The sequence below is a fragment of the Pseudoxanthomonas putridarboris genome, assembly GCF_038321125.1.
Lineage (GTDB): Bacteria > Pseudomonadota > Gammaproteobacteria > Xanthomonadales > Xanthomonadaceae > Pseudoxanthomonas_A > Pseudoxanthomonas_A putridarboris.
Genome location: NZ_JBBWWT010000003.1, coordinates 247,644 through 266,068, shown reverse-complemented (window position 1 = coordinate 266,068; position 18,425 = coordinate 247,644). Strand labels below are relative to the sequence as shown.

The following is an 18,425-nucleotide window of genomic DNA, read 5'->3' as shown; positions in this document are numbered from 1 at the left end:
ACATGCTCTGGGCCTGTGTACTGCTGCCGCACCTGGCGCTGGATGCCGTCCTCCGGCGGTTGCCTGATCCTGACGCGCCACTGGCGCTGGTCGGCGGCTCGGCACACCTACGCACGCTGCATGCGGTGAACGCCGCCGCCGCGCAGGCCGGGTTGAAGGCCGGCATGCGCCTGACCGCCGCGCACGCCCTGCTGCCCGAGTTCGCGATGGTCGAGTACGACCCGCAGGCCGAAGCACGCTGGCAACGCTTCCTTGCCGCCTGGGCCTACCGCCACAGCTCGCTGGTCAGTGCCCAGTGGCCGGGCTGCCTCGTGCTGGAGGTGCGTGCCAGCTTCCAGTTGCTGGGGCCATGGCCCCGTATCGAGGCACGGTTACGCGAGGAACTGACTGCCTTGGGATTCAGTCACCGCATCGCGATGGCGCCCACACCGCGTGCCGCGCGCGTGCTGGCCGGACTGCGCGACGGCCTGGCGGTCTCCCATCCCGGCGCCATGCAGGACCTGCTGGACGAGGTGCCAGTACGCCGTGCCGTGCTGCCTGAAGGGGCGGGCGAGCGCCTGCACCGCATGGGCATCCGCGACCTGCGCACGCTGCGCGGATTGCCGCGCGACAGCCTGCGCCGCCGCTTCGGCGGGGACTTGCTGGAGCATCTGGACCGCCTGTACGGCACGGCCGACGATGCGCTGGCGTACTACGCACCGCCGGACCATTTCGATGCGCGGGTGGAACTGGGCTACGAGGTGGAAAGCCACACCGCGCTGCTGTTCCCGCTGCGCCGGTTGATCGGCGACCTGTGCACGTACCTGTCCATCCGTGATGGCGGCGTGCAGCGCTTCGTGCTGCGGCTGGAGCACGAAGGCGCGCACACCGACGTGGAGGTGGGCCTGCTGGCCGCCGAGCGCGAGCCCGCGATGCTGTTCGAACTGACCCGCAATCGGTTGGAGCGCGTGCAGATCGACCAGCCAGTGGTGGCTCTGCGCCTGCTGGCGCGTGAACTGCCCCCGTTTATCCCGGCCGCCCGTGATCTGTTCGACGTTCGGGCGCAGCAGGCCTTGCCGTGGCCGCAGTTGCGCGAACGCCTGCGTGCCCGCCTGGGCGACGAGGCGGTCTACCGCGTGGCGCCGGCCGATGACCCGCGCCCGGAGCGTGCCTGGCGACGGGTGGAGGGGGATGATGCGCGGATCGGCGAGGCGCCGGTGCGTCCTCCACGCCCTCTATGGCTGCTGCCGAAGCCGATCCCCTTGCGTGATCCCCGCCCGCGCATCGTCTCCGGCCCCGAACGCCTGGAGAGCGGCTGGTGGGACGGCGAGGATGCCCGCCGCGACTATTACGTGCTGGAGACTTCGCAGGGCCAGCGGGCCTGGGCCTTCGCACCGCCGGGCGAGCAGGGTGGCTGGATGCTGCATGGGTGGTTCGCATGAGCCGGCACGAAGAGCGCGACGACCATCCCGGTGCGCAGGTGCCGCGTGCGTGGAGCGTGGCGCAGCGGCTGGGCCTGACGGCCGCCAACGACGACGTACCGACGGAAGACGACCTGCCGGCCTATGCCGAGCTGCACTGCCTGTCGGACTTCTCGTTCCTGCGTGGCGCGGCCAGTGCGGAAGACCTGTTCGCCCGCGCGCAACGCTGCGGCTACGAAGCATTGGCGATCACCGATGAGTGCTCGCTGGCCGGCATCGTCCGTGCCTGGGAAGCCGCGCGCGCCACCGGCCTGAAGCTGGTCGTCGGCAGCGAGTTCACCCTGACGTGCGGGCTGAAGTGCGTCCTGCTGGTGCAGACCCAGGCCGGCTACACGCATTTGTGCGAACTGATCACCCTCGCGCGCCGCGCCGCCACCAAGGGCACGTACAAGCTGACCCGGCAGGACGTAGAACGCATCCTGGGGGAGGGCGATCCGGAAGGCTCCGGACTGTTCGCGCTGTGGCTCCCGGCCAGCATTCCGGACGAAGCACAGGGCCGCTGGCTGCAGGGCCTGCTGGGTGCACGTGCGTACCTGGCGGTGGAATTGCATCGCGAGCAGGACGATGCCGCGCGCCTGCACCAGGTGCTGGACCTGGCGGACAGGCTGGCGATGACACCCATCGCTGCCGGCGACGTGCACATGGACGTGCGACGCCAGCGCGTGCTGCGGGACACGATGACGGCCATCCGCCACACCCTGCCTCTGGCCGAGTGCGGCGAGCACCTGTTTCGCAACGGCGAGCGGCACCTGCGCACGCGGCGGGCGCTGGGCAACATCTATCCCCACGACCTGTTGGCCACCGCCGTGCAGTTGGCCCGGTGCTGCGCCTTCGACATGGGGCAGGTGCAGTACGCCTATCCGGCCGAACTGGTGCCGGCCAGCCATACGCCCACTACCTGGTTGCGCGAGCTGACCGAGCGCGGCCTGCGCGCGCGCTGGCCCGAAGGCGTGCCACCGTCGGTAGCTGCGCAGATCGACGACGAACTGGCCCTGATCGCCGAGCTGAAGTACGAGGCGTTCTTCCTGACCGTGGAGGACATCGTCCGCTTCGCCAAGTCCCAGGACATCCTGTGCCAGGGGCGCGGGTCATCGGCCAACTCGGCGGTGTGCTTCGCCCTGGGCATCACCGTGGTCAATCCGGCCGAGAGCCGGCTGCTGATGGCGCGCTTCCTGTCCCGGGAGCGCAACGAGCCGCCGGACATCGACGTGGACTTCGAGCACGAGCGGCGCGAGGAGGTGCTGCAGTACGTCTACGGCAAGTACGGCCGGGAGCGCGCCGCCCTGGCCGCCACCGTCATCCGCTACCGCGGCAAGAGCGCGGTGCGCGATGTGGCCAAGGCCTTCGGCCTGCCGCCGGACCAGATCGCCCTGCTGGCCGAGTGCTACGGCTGGGGCAATGGCGAGACGCCGATGGAGCAGCGCCTGCGCGAGGCCGGCTTCGATCCGGACAATCCGCTGATCCAGCGGGTACTGGCCGTGACCGCACAGCTACGTGGGCACCCGCGCCACCTGTCCCAGCACGTGGGCGGCTTCGTCATCAGCGACGCGCCGCTGTCCACCGTGGTGCCGGTGGAGAACGCGGCCATGCCCGATCGCACCATCATCCAGTGGGACAAGGACGATCTGGAGACGATGAAGCTGCTCAAGGTCGATTGCCTGGCGCTGGGCATGCTGACCTGCATCCGCAAGGCGGTTGCTCTGGTTGAACGACATCGCGGGTACGCCATCGACCTGGCGCGGCTCCCAGGAGGCGACGGGCCGACCTATGACCTGATCCAGGCCGCCGATACCGTGGGCGTGTTCCAGATCGAGTCGCGCGCGCAGATGAGCATGCTGCCGCGGCTGAAGCCCAAGGACTTCTACGACCTGGTGGTGGAAGTGGCCATCGTCCGCCCCGGCCCCATCCAGGGCGGCATGGTGCACCCCTACCTGCGGCGCCGGCAGGGCAAGGACCCGGTGACCTATCCCTCCGAAGGCATCGAGGAAATCCTCGGCAAGACCCTGGGCATCCCGCTCTTCCAGGAACAGGTGATGGAACTGGTGATCCACGCCGGCTATACGCCGGAGGAGGCCGATGGGCTGCGCCGCTCGATGGCAGCCTGGGGACGGGGCGGGGACATGAGCCCGCACCGGACCCGCATCCGCGAACTGATGGAGAAGAAGCACTACTCGTCCGAGTTCATCGACCAGATCTTCGAGCAGATCAAGGGCTTTGGTTCCTACGGCTTCCCGCAGAGTCATGCGGCCTCCTTCGCCAAGCTGGTCTACATCAGCAGTTGGCTCAAACGGCACGAACCGGCCGCCTTCACCTGCGCCTTGCTCAACGCACAGCCGATGGGGTTCTACTCGCCCAGCCAGATCGTGCAGGACGCGCGACGCGGCCACGGTGGCCGCGTGGGCGTGGAGATCCGCCCGGTGGATGTGACCTGCAGCGACTGGGACAACACGCTGGAGGACGGATGCTTCCGTACCGGCGTGGACGATGGCGGGCAGCCGGCGATCCGGCTGGGCCTGCGCCAGGTCGCCGGCCTGTCCGAGGCGGTGGTGCTGGCCATCATGGCGGCGCGGGCGCAACGGCCGTTCGCCGATGTGCGCGATCTATGCCTGCGCGCCAGTCTGGACGAGAAGGCGCGCCAGGCCCTGGCCGAAGCCGGCGCCCTGCAGGCGCTGGCCGGGCACCGCCACGCGGCGCGCTGGGCGGTGGCGGGCATCGAACGCCAGCGTCCGCTGTTGCCGGGCAGTCCGGACGAAGACGACATCACGCTGTCCGCACCGACCCTGGCCGAGGACCTGCTGTCGGACTACCGCGTGACCGGACTGACCTTGGGTACGCACCCGCTGTCGTTGCTGCGCGAATGTCTGCACCGGCAGCGCGTGCTGGACTCACGCCAGTTGCAGGGCATCCCGCACGGGCGTGGCGTGCACGCGGCCGGCATCGTCACCCAACGCCAGCGGCCGGGCACGGCCAGCGGGGTCATCTTCGTCACCCTGGAAGACGAACACGGCGTGGTCAACGTGGTGGTCTGGCCGCGTGTGGCCGAACGCCGGCGCAAAGCGCTACTGGGCGCGCGCCTGTTGTCCGTGCGCGGGCGTTGGGAGCACGTGGACGGCGTGCAGCATCTGATCGCCCACGACCTGCTGGACCTCAGTCATCTGCTGGGTGAACTGCAGGCGTCTTCGCGGGATTTTCATTGAGCTCGGCCATGCATGCGCTGCCCGCCCTGACCGATGATTTGTTCGCCCCGGCGATGGTGCCACTGGTGGAGGATGCCGAAGGGGGCATCCGCTACTGGCCGGGGTTCGTCGATCCGGACACTGCGCAGGCCTGGTTCGAGGCACTGCATGCGCGTGCGGGGTGGAGGCACCTGCAGCGGCCGATGTACGACCGCATTGTGGACGTGCCGCGGCTGCTGGCGAACTATGCCGTGGATGCCCTGCCGAACGACCTCCCGCTGGCCGACATGCTGGCGCGTGTGCAGAAATGGGCGCCGGCCCCGTACAGCCGGATCGGCATGAACCTGTACCGCGACGGCCACGACAGCGTGGCCATGCACAGCGACAAGCTGCATACGCTGGCCAGTGGCCATCCGATTACCTTGGTCTCGCTGGGTACCCCGCGGCGCATGCTGATCCGTGCCAAGGTCGGCGCGCGCGAAACCGTCGCAGTGGACCTGGTGCCAGGTAGCCTGCTGCGGATGAGTCACGCCTCGCAGCTCACCCACGAGCATGGCATCCCAAAGACGCGTCGTGACCAGGCGGCGCGCATCAGCGTGGTGTTCCGGGTCAGGCCATGACCGATAGAGAAGGGCTGCATAGTCGAGAGGTGTCGTCCAGCGTCATGACCTGGAGCTCCGTACGAGACTTGCTGGTAAACGCATGAAGGGAAATGCATTTACTCGCATGACCTTCGGTCAAATCATTGACATGGCAGCGTGATAGAAATCACGATAAGGATGAGGGGCCTCACCTAGAGTGTTATCAGTGAGGAGACAAGCACATCATCTCCAAAATCCGCTCTGATAGCTGATCTAGCCAGAGAGCGTACGGAAAGCGCATTTCAAGGATTGGGGAATCCGCAATGGCTCAAGGAAGCAGCCCACTTGTACTTGTCGAAGATCCTTCCAAAGATGGCGAAGGCCAAGTCGCGGATCTGGCGCTTGCCGGCCTCGTTCTGCTTGCGCAGTATCACGGCATCGCCGCTGATGCCAGCCAATTGGCGCACGAGTATGGCCGTGGCGATGAGTATTTCGATGAGACCACCTTGCTTCTGGCCGCGAAGCGATTGGGCTTGAAGGCCAGGATCGCGGACGTATCTGTCCAACGGATAGAAAAAGTGTCTCTGCCCGCGATGGCCTTCCAACCGGATGGCAGGCATTTCATTGTCGCTAAGGTCAATGACCAGCAAGTATTGATCCAGGATTTGCATCTCCGACGCCCCCAGGTTCTGTCGCGTGAACAGTTCGATGAGTCCTACGCGGGATGCTTGTTGTTGATTGCCTCGCGCGCGTCGGTGTTGGGCGAACTGGCCAAGTTCGACTTTCGGTGGTTCGTCCCGGCGGTGGTCAAGTACCGACGTGTCCTGCTGGAAGTCTTCGTCGTCTCGCTGTTCATTCAGCTGTTCGCGCTGGTTACGCCCTTGTTCTTCCAGGTCGTGATGGACAAGGTACTGGTGCACCAGAGCATGACCACGCTGGAGGTGATCGCAGTCGGCCTGGTCGCCATCGCGGTGTTCGACATCACCCTCAATGGCCTGCGCACCTACGTCTTTTCCCACACGACCAGCAAGATCGACGTCGAACTCGGCGCCCGGCTGTTCCGTCATATCCTCAGCCTGCCGCTAGCCTATTTCGAGTCGCGCCGGGTCGGCGAGACTATCGCGCGCGTACGCGAGCTGGAGAACATCCGCAGCTTCCTGACCGGCCAGGCCCTGACCTCGGTGCTGGACCTGTTGTTCACCGGGGTGTTCCTCGCGGTGATGTTCTACTACAGCTTCTGGCTGACCCTGATCGTCATACTGTCCCTCCCGGTATACGCGCTGTGGTCGGCCGCCATCACACCGGTACTGCGCAAACGGCTGGATGAGAAGTTCGCGCGCGGTGCGGAGAACCAGTCCTTCCTGGTCGAGACCATCAACGGCATCGGCACGGTCAAGGCCACCGCGGTGGACCCGCGCATGACCCGCACGTGGGATGCCCAACTGGCCGGTTACGTTGGTGCTGGGTTTCGGGTCGCACGTCTGGCCAACATCGGCCAGCAGGGAATCCAGCTGGTGCAGAAGCTGGTGGGCGTGGCCATCCTGTTCTTCGGCGCCCGACTGGTCATTGACGGCAAGCTCTCGGTCGGACAGTTGATCGCCTTCAACATGCTGTCGGGGCAGGTGGCCGCGCCTATTCTGCGCCTGGCCCAGTTGTGGCAGGACTTCCAGCAGGTCGGCATCTCGGTCGAGCGGCTGGGCGACATCCTCAACACCCGCACCGAGATCCCCGGCAGCCGGATGACCCTGCCGGCCATCCAGGGAAGGGTGACCTTCGACAACGTTGGGTTCCGCTACCGCCCGGATACGGCCGAGGTGTTGGCCGGCATCGACCTGGACATCGCCCCGGGTGAGGTCATCGGCATCGTGGGGCGCTCAGGGTCGGGAAAGAGTACGCTGACCAAGCTGGTGCAACGGTTGTACGTGCCGGAGCGTGGCCGCGTGTTGATTGACGGCCATGACCTGGCCTTGGCCGACCCGGCCTGGTTGCGCCGCCAATTGGGCGTGGTGCTGCAGGAGAACTTCCTGTTCAACCGCAGCATCCGCGAGAACATCGCTCTGGGCGATCCGGGCATGCCGCTGGAGCGGGTCATCCAGGCCGCCCAACTGGCCGGCGCCCATGAGTTCATCCTGCAACTGCCCGAAGGCTACGACACCAAGGTAGGCGACAACGGCGCCGGCCTGTCTGGCGGTCAGCGCCAGCGGATCGCCATCGCAAGGGCGCTGATCACCAATCCACGCATCCTGATCTTCGACGAAGCGACCAGCGCGCTGGACTACGAGTCCGAGCATGCGGTGATGCAGAACATGCGGGACATCTGCCACAACCGGACCGTGCTGATCATCGCCCACCGCCTGTCCACGGTGCGGATGGCCAACCGGATCGTGGTCATCGACAAGGGACGCATCGTCGAGACCGGACGACACGAGGAACTGGTGGACCGTCCGGGCGGGCAGTACGCCCACCTGTACAAGTTGCAGCAGGGGATCGCATGAAGCACGTCTGGGAAGCCGCGAAGGATTTCCTGGGCCGCTACCGGCAAGCATTCGGCGCGGCGTGGAAGATCCGCGATCAGTTGGATCCACCGAAGCGGACCGAAGACGAGCTGGCGTTCCTGCCGGCGCAGCTGGAACTGGTCGAGAGCCCGACCTCGCCGGCGACGCGCTGGACGATGCGGATCATCATGGCGCTGTTCTGCGCGGCCCTGTTGTGGGCCATCCTCGGCAAGCTGGACATCGTGGCCGTGGCCCCGGGCAAGACCGTGGTGGGCAGCCGCACCAAGGTCATCCAGACGGCCGAGACCGCGGTGGTACGCAGCATCCGGGTCAAGGATGGTCAAGCCGTCAAACAGGGCGACCTGCTGGTGGAACTGGATGCCACGGCCACCGGGGCCGACTACCAACAGGCGGACGATGCGCTGATCAACGCCAGGTTGGCCGAACTGCGCTACGCCGCTATGGTCGAGGCCATGGACAGGGGCACCTTGCCGGGGCAGCCGGTCCCCGAGCCTGGTATCCCGGTCGAGCGACTGCAGGCCACCTGGCAGTTGGCCGGCAGCGAGTTCGCCACGTTCCAGGCCCAGCAGCAACGGCTGAAGGCGACGATCGAGCAGCACCGGGCGCAGGCGCAGACGGTGCGCACGCAGTTGGCGCCACTGGAGCAGAGCTTGGCGATCTCGCGGGAGCGGGTCAGCGACCTGGAGCGCCTGCTAGGCGGCCAGTACGTCAGCCGCCACGAGTACCTGGCGCGCAAACAGGAAATGGTCGAGATGCAGCGTGCGCTCGCGGCACAGAAGGCCAGCCTGATCGAGGCGCAGTCGGCCATCGCGGGAGCGCAGGAAGAACTGCGGGTACTGGAGGCCGACACGCGGCAGAAGACCTTCGATGGGCTACGTCAGGCACGGGAGCAGGTCGGGCAGTACGCGCCCCAGGTGACCAAGACCGAGCAGCGCAACCAATTGATGCAGTTGCGGGCGCCCGTCGACGGCAGTGTGCAGCAGTTGGTCATCCATACGGTCGGCGGCGTGGTTACGCCAGCTCAAGCGCTGATGGCGATCGTGCCCAGTGAGGAATCGCTGGAGGTGGAGGCCACGGTGCTGAACAAGGACATCGGTTTCGTCCGGCCGGGGCAGCGGGCGACAGTGAAGGTGGAGAGCTTCCCCTATACCCGGTACGGCTATCTGGAAGGGATCGTGGAGACGGTCTCGCACGACGCCGCGCAGGACGAGAACCTGGGATTGATATTTCCAGCGCGAGTCAAGCTGGCGAATCCGAGCTTGGTGATTGATGGTGTCAAGGTAGCGCTGACGCCGGGTATGAGCCTCAGCGTTGAGATCAAGACCGGCAAGCGGCGGGTGATCGACTACCTGCTCAGCCCGCTGAAGCAGCATGGCAGCGAAGCGTTGCGGGAGCGATGACTGAACGCTTCGCACAGTCCCACACCATTTTTACAGAACTACGGGTTCCGATAAGGTCAGATCAAATCCGCCCTTCAGTATTCGGCATATTCGACCATGAGATGCATGCCGTGAGGTAGGAGAAGGGAGCGATTGAAGATGCAAAGACTGGATCAAAATTTGGGTCAGGATGGACGGTGTGCTGGTGAGAATGAAGAATGCAATTGGCGTGCTAGTTGCTTCAATAGTCGTGGGGTTGGGTGTCTATTACGCAGTCTTCGCTCGCACGGGGCTGCCGTCTGACGAAGAAATGATTGGCCAGTACAGCCAGCACAAAGACGAGTTTCATGAGGTTTCCAGAAGGTACAGGGACTTTGAAATGGCTCCGGCGCAATCACAGGGCTCGTGGCGGAACCAACCGGGCACGGCCGAGCTGCTGAAGCTAACAAAGATTGCCCGAATCAAGCCGGATATTCATACGCCTTACGTTCCTGATGACGTGCTGAAGAAGAATGGCTGGACTCTGCAAGAGGACTACCTGAAAAGCGCCGATCCGTTCGCCTATATGAACAAGTATGGAACTTTGATTGTCACGCCTTATCCGGAGGAAAGGTTCTTCAGAGACAGCGTCGTGCATGCCTATGTGTGGAAAGGCTATAGAAATTTCCCGACCGAGCCGCGCGTGCATGGCGGCTCTATCTACTGGGAGAACGGAAGCGCGCGAATAGTAGATTCACTTGATCGATTTCCGAGAAATTGGAAAACCGGCGAGTGTGTTTATCGAAAGATCGATTCAACCTGGTACATACATCTCTGCAACGGTCACTAGCAAAGGAGCGCGACATGGTTACGGTAAAGTATCTGAATTCTACCGCCAGTGTGGAGTACGACACCGACGATTTCCAGTACATTGGCGTTTCTCACAGGCAAAGAATTGTTGCCGCTGCGCAAGGCGTCGGCATCTCGGCGGGAGCGCTGGCCGGAGCGATGATCGAGGAGTACAACGCGTACTCCAGTACGCTCCGTCATTTGAGAGAAGTGCTCATTGACGAATACGCCTTGTCTGGGATTGACCCGGTGATCGCGTCGGATACGCTCGCGGCGGCCATAGCGCTGGGGCCAGCGGCATTGGCGGCCTGGGCGCTTGCGAACGCAACAGAATTGGGGTCGACGACACGATCGCACGCCGAGATTGCTGCGGACTATGCTTACGTAAAAGCCAACGAAGGATCCATCGGTGACGGCTGGATCGACAGGATCCTGCACCCGACGCTGATTGATGTTGGCGCATCAAATTTCAAGATCGTGACGGCGATAGACATTGTCATTGGCTACCACGATGCGTATCCCCAATTCCAGCTTGGGGACTACCTCAATGACTATGCGGCTCTCGTCAGGGACATCATCGATCAGGACTCCGGTCTTACGGAAGCACTGTACGCCATCTACCTGAAGGAGTATGCGGAGAAGTTCTTCATTGACCATCAGGCATATCCCGGACAATGGGATTCGCTGCCACAAGCGTTCAAAGATTCTCTCTTGATCACGTATACCAACCGTGGCGAAGAGAGCATGCTCGATTCGTTGGCGATGCATCCAGGCGGACTCTACTCTCCCCAACCCGGTCCGGGGACGACGGGCGGGATGAACCACCTGAGCAACGCGGAAGGCATTGGTGCCGCTATCGGGATTGCTAACTACGGTGCGGATGTTCAAGGGGTCGATTCGTTCAGTTTTGGCGCATTGTTGCCGGGCGAGAACGGCATCGCCTATCGATACGCGCTTCGCGAGCTGCGCTACGTTGCCCTTGATGGCGCCGACTACAGTAGCTTCAACGCGAATGGGGAGCTGGATCTTTACGATTCGGAGACGGGAGAAGGTGAATTTACGGAGGAGTACATTGAGGACAAGTCCATCGCGCTGGGTATCTATGCCGCCGAGCTGACAGAAGAGGGGTCATCGAGTGCGCCCTCTGGCTGGGCTGACACATATGTTGAGGATATTGGTGCTGATTGGTCGATGGCCCTGGGCAATGGCTCACGTCGCGTCGTGTTCGGTAGCGAGGACAGCGACACGATCATTGGTGGCAATTCTAAAGATCGTTTGTATGGTGGGCTCGGCGACGATGTGATCAACGGCGGCGGCGACGCAGACTATCTAGAGGGAAATGGTGGGCATGATTCGATCTACGGCGGCGAGGGCGACGACGAGATTCATGGCGGAGAAGGTGACGACAATCTGTACGGCGGCACCGGCAAAGACGAGATTCACGGGGGGAGCGGAAACGATACTATCTACGGCCAAGATACCGACGGCTCAAACGATACTGCCCAAGACAAGTTGTATGGAGACAAAGGCAATGATGTGATCTACGGTGCCGCGGGTCGCACTCTCCTCGATGGCGGTGAAGGTCAGGATGAGTTGCGTGGCGGTGACGGGTTCGATACCTACCATGCCGACGCCGAAGACACCATCGTGGATTCCGATGGCAAGGGTGAGGTCTTCCTTGGCAAGACCCGCCTGACAGGGGGCACCCGCAAGGACGATGATCCGCCCAACGAGTATCGCAATGGAAATACTGTTTACAGACTCATCGGAACCTTTCTTACTATCGACGACGGCTTGACCATTGAGCAGTTCGAGAACGGCGATCTTGGAATATTCTTAACGACCGAACCGGATGATGACGAGGAGAAGCCGGACATGGGTCCGGCTGAGACCCGGGCTTCGCCCCTGACGATCGACCTCAACGGTGACGGCGTCCAGACCGCGGCTTACAGCAGAAACCGCTATTTCGACCACGATGGCAATGGCCTGATCGAGTCCACGGCGTGGGTGGACGCGAGCGATGGATTGCTGGTCCGCGATTTGAACGGCAACGGGACGATCGACAACGGCGGCGAGCTGTTTGGCAGTAACACGCGTCTGTCGGATGGCTCGTTGGCAGCCAACGGCTTTGCGGCGCTGGGGGAGCTCGACGAGAACCAGGATGGTGTGGTCGACGAGAACGACGCCGGGTTCGCGAGCCTGCGGATCTGGCGCGATGCCAATGGCAATGGCTTGACCGAGGCAGGGGAACTGTTGACCCTGGCCGAGGCAGGCATTTCCGCATTCCGCACCGAGTGGACGTCCTCGTCGTTCGTCGATGCGAACGGCCAGGCACACAAGCAGGTCGGAACCGCCATCCGGACCAACGGATTGGACGCCGCGGTCTCCGACGTATGGTACACGACCGACCCGTCGCGCCGACTCAATCAGGTCGAAGTTCCGATCGAGGCGCTGTTCGATGTACAGGAGCTGCCTGATGTCAGGGCGTTTGGCGACCTGGCGGACCTTCGCCAGGCCATGGCGCTGGACGCGTCTTTGCGTGGTCTGGTCGAAGCTTACGTCGATCTGCAGGATTCTCCGGAGAGGAACAGCCTGCTGAAGGACATCATTCTGCAGTGGGCGGGCGTTACCCAGATCGCCCCCAACAGCCGGGGTCCGAATGTAGACGCGCGCGAGCTGGCCGTGGTCGAGATGATGGCGGGCCGGCCCTACACGAACGACTATACGCCCAACGATCCCAATCCGCGTCCCGAGGCGGGCAATCTCCTTACTTCGGAGTTCAACAAGTTCCTGCAGTACGTCAGCGCGCAGATCGAGGCGCAGACCCTGTACGCCGATACGGGCATCTTCCGCGGCGGTTTCGCCTCCGGCTACAGCCATGTGATTGTGGACTGGAATGCGTTCGAGCAATACATGATCGCTGCCCACGATGAGCCGGATGTGGAGAAGATCACTGATCTGGTCAAGCTGTCGGCGACGCTGGCCACGTATTCTCCGACCCTGCGCTCGCAGCTCGAGATCGCCTACGTGGACCTCATCGCAGAGCGCCCGGGGATCGCGACGCTGCTCGATGTCGTCACCTCGATCATCGGCACCACCGACGCGGACGTGCTGTACGGCACGACCGGCAAGGATGCGATCAACGGGCAGGGCGGCGACGACACGCTGTATGGCCAGGCGGGCAACGATGTCTACATCTATCGCCCCGGCGATGGCAACGATCGCATCTTCGACAGCGCCGGGTCCGACCAGCTCTATTTCATGGGTGGGATCCTTCCCGAACACGTGACCCTGACCCGCGATGTATCCAGCATCATCGTCCACATCACGGTCGGTGGGGTCTCGGGCGAGATCCGGATCAACAATGTGTTCGAGGGTACGGCGGGGGCGCTGCGGGAGGGCCTGATCGAGCAGTTCCGTTTCGAGAGCGGCGCGGTCTGGAACCAGAGCCAGATCCTGGCGGCGATCGTCCAGCAGGCGACCAGTGGCAATGACGGCCTCTATGGCTCGTCGGCGGACGAGACCTTCTCCGGTCTGGACGGGGATGACGAGATCGCCGGCTACGGCGGCAACGACGTGCTGAACGGCGATGGCGGCAACGATAACCTGATGGGCGGTACGGGCAATGACGTCCTCAATGGTGGCGACGGTGCCGACATCCTGGACGGTGGCGCGGACGACGATACGCTGAACGGCGGCGCCGGTAACGACTCGCTCATCGGCGGCACGGGCAACGACATCCTCGCCGGCGGCACCGGCAACGACACCCTCGACGGGGGTGTGGGCTCGGACACCTATGTATTCAACGCCGGCGATGGGCAAGACACCATCAACAACTACGATGCCGGTACGGGCCGCCTCGATGTCCTGTCGTTCGGGCCGGACATCGACCCTGCCGACGTGACCGCCCGCCGGGTCGACAACAACTTGGTCCTGACCTTCGCCGGCAGCGACGACAAGGTAACCGTGACCAGCTACTTCGTCGGTGACGGTGCCGGGGCGTATCGCCTGGACGAGATCCGCTTTGCCGATGCCACCGTATGGGATGTTGCGGCGGTCAAGGCGTTGGTGCTGGCGCCGACCAGCGGTGCGGACATCCTGCGGGGTTACGAGACCGACGATACCCTCCATGGCGGCGACGGCAACGACACCCTCTATGGCAACGGCGGCAACGACACGCTCAGTGGCGATGCGGGCAACGACACGATCTATGGCGGAAATGGCGACGACATCCTGTTCGGCGGCGCGGGTGCCGACGTCCTCAACGGCGATGCGGGCGATGACCAGCTCGATGGCGGTGCCGACAACGACACGCTGCGGGGCGGCGCAGGCAACGACCATCTGACCGGCGGGCTGGGCAACGACCAGTTGGAAGGCGGCGAGGGCGATGACCACTACCACTTCGCTGCGGGCGATGGCCAGGACACCATCAGCGACACCCAGGGGCTCAACACGATCCACCTGTCGGGCCTGCCGCTGGCGGACGTCTATCTGCGTCGCGATGGCACCGCGTTGGTGCTGGGATTCAGCGGATCGCCGCAGGACCAGATCCGGCTGCTCAACTACTTCGACCCGAGCACCGAGCTCGCCCTGCGCGGTCTGCTGATCGACACCGGTAGCGGCGCGTCGTGGATCCTGGATGCCGCGGCGATCGATGCGGCGGCGCTGTTGGGCACGTCGGGGGATGACGTGATCGAAGGCAACACGCTGGACAACGTGATCGAAGGCCTGGCGGGCAACGATACGCTGCGCGGCAGCGCCGGGGCCGACAGTCTGGACGGTGGGGCAGGCAACGACGCGCTGTACGGCCAGGCCGGCGACGACGTGCTGGTGGGCGGCGACGGCAACGACCTGCTCGATGGCGGTACGGGGGCCGACCAGTTGGCCGGTGGTACGGGCGATGACACCTACGTGGTCGACGATGTGGGCGATGTCGTGACAGAGGCCGCCGGTGCCGGCGACGATGTGGTCCGCAGCAGCATCAGCTATGTGCTGCCCGAGAACGTCGAGCGCATCGAACTGACCGGAACCGCCGACATCGACGGCACCGGCAACGGACTGGACAACACGCTCACCGGCAACAGCGGCAACAACCACCTGCAGGGTCTGGCGGGTGACGACGTGCTCTTCGGCAACGATGGCGACGACACGCTGGACGGCGGCACCGGCGACGATCAGCTACACGGCGGCAGCGGTGCCGACGTGCTGCTTGGCGATGCCGGCAACGACGTGCTGGACGGTGGCACGGGCGTCGACCAACTGGTGGGTGGCGCAGGGGACGACCTCTACCGGGTGGACGAAGCCGGCGACGTCATCGTCGAACAGGCCGGCGAGGGGATCGACCTGGTCGAGTCGACGGCCTACAGCTACGCCCTGTCGGCGAATGTCGAGCACCTGACCCTGGTGCAGGGCAGCGGCGCCTACGAAGGGATCGGCAACGGCCTGGCCAACACGCTGACCGGCAACGACAACGACAACCGCCTGGACGGCGGGGCAGGGGCCGACACCCTGATCGGCGGCCTGGGCAACGACACCTACGTGGTCGACCATGTCGGCGACGAGATCGTCGAGAATGCCGGCGAAGGCACCGACACGGTGGAGTCCAGCATCAGCTATACGCTGGGCGCGACCCTGGAAAACCTGACGCTGTTGGGCAGTGCCGACCTGAACGCGACCGGCAATGCCGGCGACAACGTGATCCACGGCAACGCCGGCAACAACCAGATCACAGGCGGCGCCGGGGCCGACACGCTGTACGGCGGTGAAGGCGACGACTACTACGTCGCCGTGTCGGCGACCGACCGCGTGTACGAGTATGCCGGCGAAGGCATCGATACGGTCGAGCGCGTGTTCGAGACCAACCTGGTCCTGGAAAGCAACGTCGAGAACCTGGTCCTGGGCGCGGGGATCGTCACCGGCAACGGCAACGAGCTGGACAACACGATCACCGGCAATGCGGGCGACAACACGCTCGGCGGCTGGGATGGCGACGATGTCCTCCACGGCCTGGACGGGGACGATGCGCTGTTCGGCGGCAACGGCAGCGACACGCTGTTCGGGGGTGCAGGCGACGACTACCTCGATGGCGGCGCGGGCGTGGACTATCTCGAGGGCGGCACCGGCAACGACAACTACATCGTCGATCACGCCGATGACGTCATCGTCGAGGCCGCCAACGCGGGGACGGACCAGGTCCAGGCCTCTGCATCCTACGTGCTGTCGGCGAATCTCGAGAACCTGTTCCTGACCGGTAGCGCCGCGATCGACGGCACCGGCAATGCGCTGGACAACTACATCGCCGGCAACGGCGCGTCCAACGTGATCGACGGCGGCGGTGGCGACGACACCCTGATGGGTGGCGGTGGCGACGACACCCTGATCGGCGGCACCGGCGACGACAAGTACGTCTTCGACGCCAACTCGGGCAGTGACGTGGTCGACAACAGCGATGGCGGCTTCGATGGCATCTTCTTCACCAACGGCATCACCCGTGAACGCCTGTCGTTCAGTCGCGATGGTGAGGACCTGCTGATCTTCGTCGACGCCGGTTCGACGCCGTCGGTGCGCGTGCTCAACCACTTCCTCGGTGGCGACGCGGCGATCGACTACGTGCAGCCCGATGGCGGCTTCTACCTCACCACGACCGAGATCAACCAGATCGTGGCCGGCGGCGGCACCGGTGGCGAGTACGACCAGGTGATCGAGGGCACGGCCGCGGGCGAACAGCTGGTGGGCAGCGCCGGCAAGGACCTGATCAAGGGACTGGGGGGCGACGACCAGTTGTTCGGCATGGGCGGCAACGACACCCTGCAGGGCGGCGATGGCGACGACTACCTGGCCGGCGGCAGCGGCAGCGGCTCCGGTTCGGGTAACGACCGCCTGGAAGGCGGCGCCGGGGCCGATACCTTGTCCGGTGAGGACGGCGTCAACACGCTGATCGGCGGCACCGGCGACGATAGCTATGTGTATGGCGGTGGGCAGGACACCATCGACAACACCGGTGGTGGCTACGATGGGGTCTTCTTCAACAACGGAATCCTGGCTGACGACCTCGCCTTCACGCGGGACGGAGATGACCTCGTCATCACCGTGAATGGCAATACCAACACTAGCGTGCGTGTCACAAACCACTTCCTTGGTGGAGACTACGCCATCGATTTCGTACAACCGGCGTCCGGAAGCATGCTCAACACCGCGGCGATCAATGCCTTGGTTGAGGACGATGGTGGCAACCCCGGTGGTGGCGGCAATGAAGGCAACGACGATGACTATCCGAACGTGGTCACCGGGACGGCATCGGGCGAGCAGCTACTCGGGACCTCGGGGCGCGACCTGATTCGAGGGTTGGGCGGCAATGACACCTTGTTCGGCTTCGGTGGAGACGACAAGTTGGAAGGCGGCGATGGCGACGACTACATCTCAGGTGGCAATGGCTCGTTCAGTGGCTCCGGTAACGACATCCTGATCGGTGGCAATGGCAACGATACGCTGGTTGGTGAAGACGGCGACGACATGCTGATCGGCGGTGCTGGCGATGACGACTACTACTATGCCGAGGGCTCCGGAAGCGACACTATCGACAACACCGGTGGTGGCACTGACTGGTTGTTCTTTAATGGCATCGCGCGTGAGCGCCTGACATTCCACCAAGACGGTGACGATCTGCTTGTTCGAGTGGACGAAGACGCGGCGTCCCAGGTCCGCGTGCTCGGACACTTCCTGGGAGGCGACAAAGCGATCAGCTACGTGCAGCCGGGCAGCGGTTTCGCGATTCCTGCCTCGCAAATTCTTGGATTGCTGACGCCCATGCCGCAAGGGGCCGCCGCTGCGATCATGGCTGGGAACGCCTCGGCGATTGTGATGGGCAGGCCTGATGGGGGCGCACATCAGGCGATGTATGCACCGCATGAACGCATAAGCCAGAGCTTGCCGGCCATGTATACGAATACGCCGGGACTTCAGCGCAGGGCAACCATCCAGGAGATGACGATACCTGAGGGTTCGGTAGGGCACACTCCATCAGTGGTGACGGGCGGAACTCATCGCCCCATGCTCGTGACTCCTCCATCCACTTCCGTGATCACGGGTAGCGACCTGGTGCCGTCGTTGGAACGCTGGGATCGATGGGAAGAAGGCCTTTGGGATCGACCCCTTTACGTCGATCATCATAGGGGGCCGACTTCTTGGGAGTTGCCTGAGCCAGCACTCCATCGAGATCCGACACCTGATATGAGGCAGCTTGATGGCTTGATTTCAGCAATGGCGGCCTTCTCCACACAAGGGGATGCAGGCGTATTGACGCTCGTGCTCCATGAGCGCACTGACTCACTTCTGTTTGCAGTGCAGGTCGCATGAGTAGATAGAGAAGAAGTTCTGTAAGACTGAGGGCCGAGCAGTTGCTCGGCCCTTCTTCTTATTTTTTTAGGGTCAATGTAGCTGCAGGACTCGCTCAGAATGAGTGAAATTCTCAGATTACTGATAATTT

At 63.9% G+C, this 18,425-nt stretch carries 7 protein-coding genes; all 7 read left to right on the top strand.

Features of this window, described 5'->3' with window-relative positions; all coding sequences use genetic code 11:
- Positions 1-2: 2 nt before the first annotated feature.
- The 7 genes from AAD027_RS08685 to AAD027_RS08655 all read left to right on the top strand — a co-directional run bounded on the left by AAD027_RS08685 (position 3) and on the right by AAD027_RS08655 (position 18,295).
- The gene (locus AAD027_RS08685) at positions 3-1,421 is read left to right on the top strand and encodes a Y-family DNA polymerase (protein WP_341725623.1); all 1,419 of its coding nucleotides are present in this window, start codon (positions 3-5) and stop codon (positions 1,419-1,421) included.
- A complete protein-coding gene (locus AAD027_RS08680; protein WP_341725622.1) occupies positions 1,418-4,657 on the top strand; it encodes an error-prone DNA polymerase in 3,240 nt (1,079 codons plus the stop codon). The genes AAD027_RS08685 and AAD027_RS08680 overlap by 4 nt, the downstream gene beginning before the upstream one ends.
- An 8-nt stretch (positions 4,658-4,665) precedes the next feature.
- Complete coding sequence (locus AAD027_RS08675) at positions 4,666-5,256, top strand: alpha-ketoglutarate-dependent dioxygenase AlkB (RefSeq protein ID WP_341725621.1); 591 nt, start codon at positions 4,666-4,668, stop codon at positions 5,254-5,256.
- Positions 5,257-5,612: 356 nt separating this feature from the next.
- Positions 5,613-7,712, top strand: coding sequence for a type I secretion system permease/ATPase (locus AAD027_RS08670; RefSeq protein WP_425605430.1), 2,100 nt, complete (start codon positions 5,613-5,615; stop codon positions 7,710-7,712).
- Positions 7,709-9,133: an HlyD family type I secretion periplasmic adaptor subunit gene (locus AAD027_RS08665; protein ID WP_341725619.1), complete on the top strand. Its 1,425-nt coding sequence runs from the start codon at positions 7,709-7,711 to the stop codon at positions 9,131-9,133. The genes AAD027_RS08670 and AAD027_RS08665 overlap by 4 nt, the downstream gene beginning before the upstream one ends.
- Positions 9,134-9,302: 169 nt before the next feature.
- Positions 9,303-9,941, top strand: a complete 639-nt coding sequence (locus AAD027_RS08660; protein WP_341725618.1) for a hypothetical protein — start codon at positions 9,303-9,305, stop codon at positions 9,939-9,941.
- Between the two features lie 14 nt (positions 9,942-9,955).
- A complete protein-coding gene (locus AAD027_RS08655) occupies positions 9,956-18,295 on the top strand; it encodes a calcium-binding protein (protein WP_341725617.1) in 8,340 nt (2,779 codons plus the stop codon).
- The last annotated feature ends 130 nt before the right edge of the window (positions 18,296-18,425 follow it).

Coding starts and splice junctions, on each gene's coding strand:
- AAD027_RS08685 (WP_341725623.1), top strand. CDS start 3: ATGCTCTGGGCCTGTGTACTGCTGCCGCACCTGGCGCTGGATGCCGTC.
- AAD027_RS08660 (WP_341725618.1), top strand. CDS start 9,303: ATGGACGGTGTGCTGGTGAGAATGAAGAATGCAATTGGCGTGCTAGTT.
- AAD027_RS08665 (WP_341725619.1), top strand. CDS start 7,709: ATGAAGCACGTCTGGGAAGCCGCGAAGGATTTCCTGGGCCGCTACCGG.
- AAD027_RS08655 (WP_341725617.1), top strand. CDS start 9,956: ATGGTTACGGTAAAGTATCTGAATTCTACCGCCAGTGTGGAGTACGAC.
- AAD027_RS08680 (WP_341725622.1), top strand. CDS start 1,418: ATGAGCCGGCACGAAGAGCGCGACGACCATCCCGGTGCGCAGGTGCCG.
- AAD027_RS08675 (WP_341725621.1), top strand. CDS start 4,666: ATGCATGCGCTGCCCGCCCTGACCGATGATTTGTTCGCCCCGGCGATG.